The organism is Candidatus Protofrankia californiensis, from assembly GCF_900634765.1.
Classification (GTDB): domain Bacteria; phylum Actinomycetota; class Actinomycetes; order Frankiales; family Frankiaceae; genus Protofrankia; species Protofrankia californiensis.
The window spans coordinates 1048-5914 of the sequence record NZ_CAAAFT010000200.1 but is presented as its reverse complement, the minus strand read 5'-3'; the positions used below and the strand labels follow the sequence as shown (position 1 = coordinate 5914).

2 protein-coding genes and 1 pseudogene are annotated in these 4867 nt (G+C 65.9%); 1 reads left to right on the top strand and 2 read right to left on the bottom strand.

The window, feature by feature from the left end:
- Both DD1DGNOD_RS27970 and DD1DGNOD_RS26880 read right to left on the bottom strand, forming a co-directional pair.
- Window positions 1–392, bottom strand: a pseudogene (locus tag DD1DGNOD_RS27970) (hypothetical protein); the annotation flags it as partial.
- 10 nt (window positions 393–402) lie between these two features.
- On the bottom strand, window positions 403–654 hold the full coding sequence (locus tag DD1DGNOD_RS26880) for a hypothetical protein (RefSeq protein WP_165035187.1): 252 nt from the start codon (window positions 652–654) through the stop codon (window positions 403–405).
- Window positions 655–810: 156 nt separating this feature from the next.
- Here DD1DGNOD_RS26880 and DD1DGNOD_RS11040 point away from each other — a divergent pair, with 156 nt between their 5' ends.
- On the top strand, window positions 811–4563 hold the full coding sequence (locus DD1DGNOD_RS11040) for a TIR domain-containing protein (protein ID WP_165035188.1): 3753 nt from the start codon (window positions 811–813) through the stop codon (window positions 4561–4563).
- Window positions 4564–4867 lie beyond the last annotated feature (304 nt).

Sequence of the window (4867 nt, the reverse complement as noted above, 5' to 3'; positions counted from 1 at the left end):
CTTCGGGCGGGAACCGAAAAACCGATGAGCTCCGGTGCGGAGACCGGACGGCGGGAGGGCTCATGACTGCGGTCCGAGCGCCGCGGGCAGATCACCGGGGTGCACGATGGTGAGGGAGGTGACCGCGCGGGTAAGGGCGACATACAGCCTGCGAAGCCCGCGGGTCGGCTCCGGGGACACTTCTCCGCCCGCACGAAGTACGCCCCGGCGCCGGCGCCGATGCCGCCCGTAATGTCGAGGAACTCCTGCCCCTTCGTCTCGTCACGGCCGACGACAACGACGTCATGCCCACGGCCGAGGTACGTCTCGGCGGGCGCCCTGCCTATGCCGTCCGGCCCACGCGCCGAAACCCAGCCATCCAAAACCCGGAAGCCCTCCGTACCCCGCAGCACCGGACGCGACCTATTCGTACCAGTCCCAGTCGTGCGACCAACGTTCGCGTCGTTCCAGCTCCCGGGTGATCCAGTCCGGCCCGTCCGCTGCCACCGCTTCCAGGATGGGAAGCGCGCTGTCGAGACCCGAGGTCTGGAGGCCGGCCAGGTCCGACTCGGCATCGAGGGCTGCGTCCTCGATGCCGCCGATGCTCTCGGTGACCCGGGTGATGTCCTGGCCGTTGACCAGTGCTGTGTACCTGACCCGTCCGGTCAGGTACACAGCAGGATAGACATCGCCTTCGCGAGAGCGATGATACGACCCAACTGGAAAGCGGCATGGCCCCTGTCGCTGCTGTGGACAGCGCTGCTGAACCGAGCCGGTAATGTATGGCTTCGGACTGCTTGGGTCGCGGCTCGACACCGAGGGATAGGCGGCGTGCGGGTACAACCGGACGGGGGAACGTCGAAGGTGCAGGTCTTCATCAGTCACGCCAGCGAGGATTACGAGAAGGCGGGTGAGGTCAGCAGGTGGCTTGCCGACGCCGGGCATGAGCCGTTCCTCGCCCATGACCGCCGGTACGGCGTACCGGCGGGCGCCGACTGGTCCGACTGGATCCGTGAGAAGCTGCGGCAGTGCGACGCGGTCGTCTTCCTGCTGAGCGGGCATTTTCACACATCGCAGTGGTGCCACATCGAGATGGCGCTGGCCGTCGAGTACGGCAGAATCGCACTTCCGATCATGCTGGAACAAGGGAAGCGCCATGATTACCTGAAGCGTTATCAGGAGGTTGACTTCGCCGAGGCGAAGGGTGGCGTCCTTCAGCGACTCGCACCGCTCGCTCCCGCTACGACCGGCGTCCATCCCTTTCCGGGCCTGCAGTCGTTCACTTCGGCCAACGCTGACTATTTCTTCGGGCGGGACCCGGACGTCCGTAACCTCACCGGGCTGTTGCGTCGACCGCCACGCCGGGGCGAGCCCGACGTGGTGGTTGTCGTCGGCCCGTCCGGCTGCGGCAAGTCGTCGCTCGTGAACGCCGGGGTACTGCCCGAGTTGGATCGGTCGTCGCCGGAATTTGTGCTCCTTCCCCCGCTGGTGCCACGGGATGATCCCATTCGGGCGCTGTCCCAGAAGATCAGCGCATATGCCGTCAACTACGACCTGCCCATGAGCGCTCTTCGGCTGACCCCTTTGGACCTACAGGAACGGCTCGCCGACGAGGACGGGCTGTCGCGGATCGTCGATGATCTGCTGCTTGTCCGTCCCGGTGGGGAGGGGCGGGTGCTGCTGACGGTGGACCAGGCGGAGGAACTGCTGCGCGGGGAGTCGCAGCCTCAGAACACGGCCTTCCTGACCGCTGTGCGGCAGGCCCTACTCACTAGTTCGCTGACCGTCGCGATGACCATACGCTCGGAGTTCCTGGACGAGCTGATACTCGCCCCGGGGTTCGCGGGCACCCGCTTCGACACGTACGCCGTGGGTCTGCTCGACCCACCGGGCCTGCGCGAGGTGATCGAGAAACCCGCCCAGCGGGGCGCGCTGTATTTCGCCCGCGAACTCGTCGACGCGCTGGTATCGGACACGGGCTCGGGTGCCGCCCTGCCGCTGCTCGCGTTCACTCTCGAACGCCTGACCGAAGGGCGCGGCCGAGCCAGCCAGATCTCACTCGAGACATACACGGCCATGGGCGGGGTGCAGCAGATTCTCGCCGATCAGGCGAAGAAGGCGCTGGACCAGGCCGTGAAGAAATCGCGTCTGACCGAGAACAAGGTGCTCACAGCGGTCGCACGGCTTGTCTCGATCGACGAGAACGGCCGACGTATCCGGCGACGGGTACGTATCCGCGACTTCGACGAGCGCGCCCAGCAGGCCCTGATGTGCTTCGTGGAGGCTCGTCTGCTGGTCACGGACAGCACGGCCGGGGCAGCGGAGGAACCCGCCGAGGTATGGCTCGACATCGCGCACGAGGCGTTGCTGTCCGCCTGGCCACCGCTTGGCGCCTGGCTGACCGACAACGCCGAGTACATACGCCTACGCGACCAGGTCATCGGCCGGATGAAGGACCACGAGCCGCTGACCGGCGCGCTGCTGTCGAAGGCGGAGGCATGGGTCGCCGAGCGAAAGCACGAGATCAGTGCGGAAGTGGCGGCGTTCGTCCACTACAGCGCGGAGGAACACGCTCGTGTGGAACGCGAACGCGAATGGGCCAGACGCAGCGCGGCCGAATCCCGAGCGCGGGCCCTCGCGGCGGCCGTCACCGACATGACGGTAAACAGCAGCCTGTCCCTGCAGGCTGCCCTCCTGGGGGGCATCGAATCGCTACACACGGCTGCCACCCCGGAGGGTGACCGGGCGCTGCGGCAGGTACTGGCCCGCACTCCCCCTCTCCTGCGGCTACGGGCTGTTGACGACGATATTATGTTCACGGAAGCATCCTTCGCCGCCGACGGCTCGGTCGTGGCCGCGACCAGCACTGAAAAACTGTTCGTCTGCCGCACCGCTGATGGTGCATGCCAGATTTATCCCCGCGACGGTACACCGATAATAAGCCGTGACGGGTCGATGATCGTGACACAGACGGGAAATGGGCTGTTCTGCGTCCGGACCGACGACTGGGATTCCTGGCAGGTCACCCTGCCTGAAAACGACGAGCCCGTTGGCCTCGACGGGAGAACCCTGCTCACCATCAACAGAAAAAGGTGCGTCTTCAGAGACATGGAGACCGGCGGAATAATTCGGGAGACCAGCTGTCCGGGAGATTTCGTCGCTGTCAGCGCCGACCTGTCAGTGGCTCTGCTCCGCGATGGCGAGGAATATTTCTTCCAGAATGTCCTCCTCGGCGGGAGAGCCGTCACCATCGTCCATCCCGACCGGGAGTCGGTCCGAACGAGGGCGCTCAGCCCGGACGGGCGCTTCGCCGCGACGATGACAATCGGTAGGACATCGACGACCCGGATCTGGGAGACGGCGACCGGCAAGGAGATCAGCCGGCTGCCCTACGAGGAGAACGTCGATCTGATCGCGTTCAGCCATGACGGCAGAACGGTGGCGACCGTCGGACGGGACGGCTGGACACGGCTCTGGGACGTCGAATCCGGGCGGGAACAAGCGCGGATCGAGGAAAATGCCCACGCGCTGGCTTTCAGCGCTGACGACACGACGTTGTGGAGTGCCGACGCGTTCCACCTCGCCCGGCAGTGGGACCTCACCCTGGGCGGAGCCGCTCGGCGGATCTCCCACGGGACATACGTCGAATCCGTGGCATTCTGTGGGGACAACCGGATCGTGGTCGGCGACTCGGACGGCGTGGTCGCCCTGTGGGATCTCGAAGCCATGCGTCAGACCGCCCTATGGCACCATGGCGCACGCGTGGCAGCCGTCGCCGTCAGTCCGAACCAGACCCTCGTCGCGACATCACACGACTCGAAGGTCGCGCTTCGCCGGCTGGACGGCCGAGACCGCCCCAGATTTCTACCGGGTGGCGTGCATCCGATCGCATTCAGCCCTGACGGTCGCGTCTTGGCCACCGGTATGACCGGCGCTTCGAAAAAGGTCCTCCTCCGAAACGTCGCATCTGGATGTGACATGAAATATCCCGTCGAGCTCAACAACCCCTTCACCGCTGTCGCATTCAGCCCCCGCGGCGGCCTGATCGCCACCGGCGACGCGGACGGCGACGTCAGCGTCTGGTCGCTGAAGGACGGGACACGGTGCGGCTGGAGCTACCAGGGTGACTCGGTGCGGGTGGTCGCCTTCAGTCCGGATGGCGCGTATCTCGTGTCGGCGGACAACCTCGGTCACGTGCGCGTGGACATCGTGGGCGAAGACGGCAAAATCAGCGACGTGGCCAAGCCGGTCGCGCGGATGAAGCATGACCAGGGGGTCTTCGTCGCGGAGTTCTCGGCATCCGGTCTGCTGCTCACGGCGAGCCGGGATCGCACCGCCCGGGTGTGGGATGCCGTCAACGGCATCGAACTGTGCAAGTTCACCCATCTGCGCCATCTCACGGCGGCAAGCATCTCCCCGGACGGCTCCCTCGTGGTCACCGCGGACGAGACCGGCTGCATCCGGCTGTGGCCCACGACGTCGGACGGTCTGCTCGCGCAGGCCGAACAATACGAGACACCTGGTCGCTATCGGCTCCGCGAACTCAAGGATGACGAGTTGTCGCGTTTCGGTTTGTCCCGATGAAGGAACGGGCCGCAGGCCCGTCACCAGGACGGTGTTTACCGCTGTGTTCCGCCAACTTGGCGAGATCAACAAATCATCACGCAGCGTACTGATGCTGTCCGTACAGAACAGATCCCTGGTGGGCAGTCGGCTGGTGAGGGCGAGCCGGCCTGTGAGCGCCGGGTGATCGTGGGCCGGCGGTGCTCCGGTCGCGGTGTAGGCGGCGGTTGGCCGGGTTGAGTCAGGCGAGTCAGGCGGGCGTGGCGGACGGCGCTAGGATCACGCGTCGTACAGGGGATATTGGGGGATTCGGCATGCTCAACGG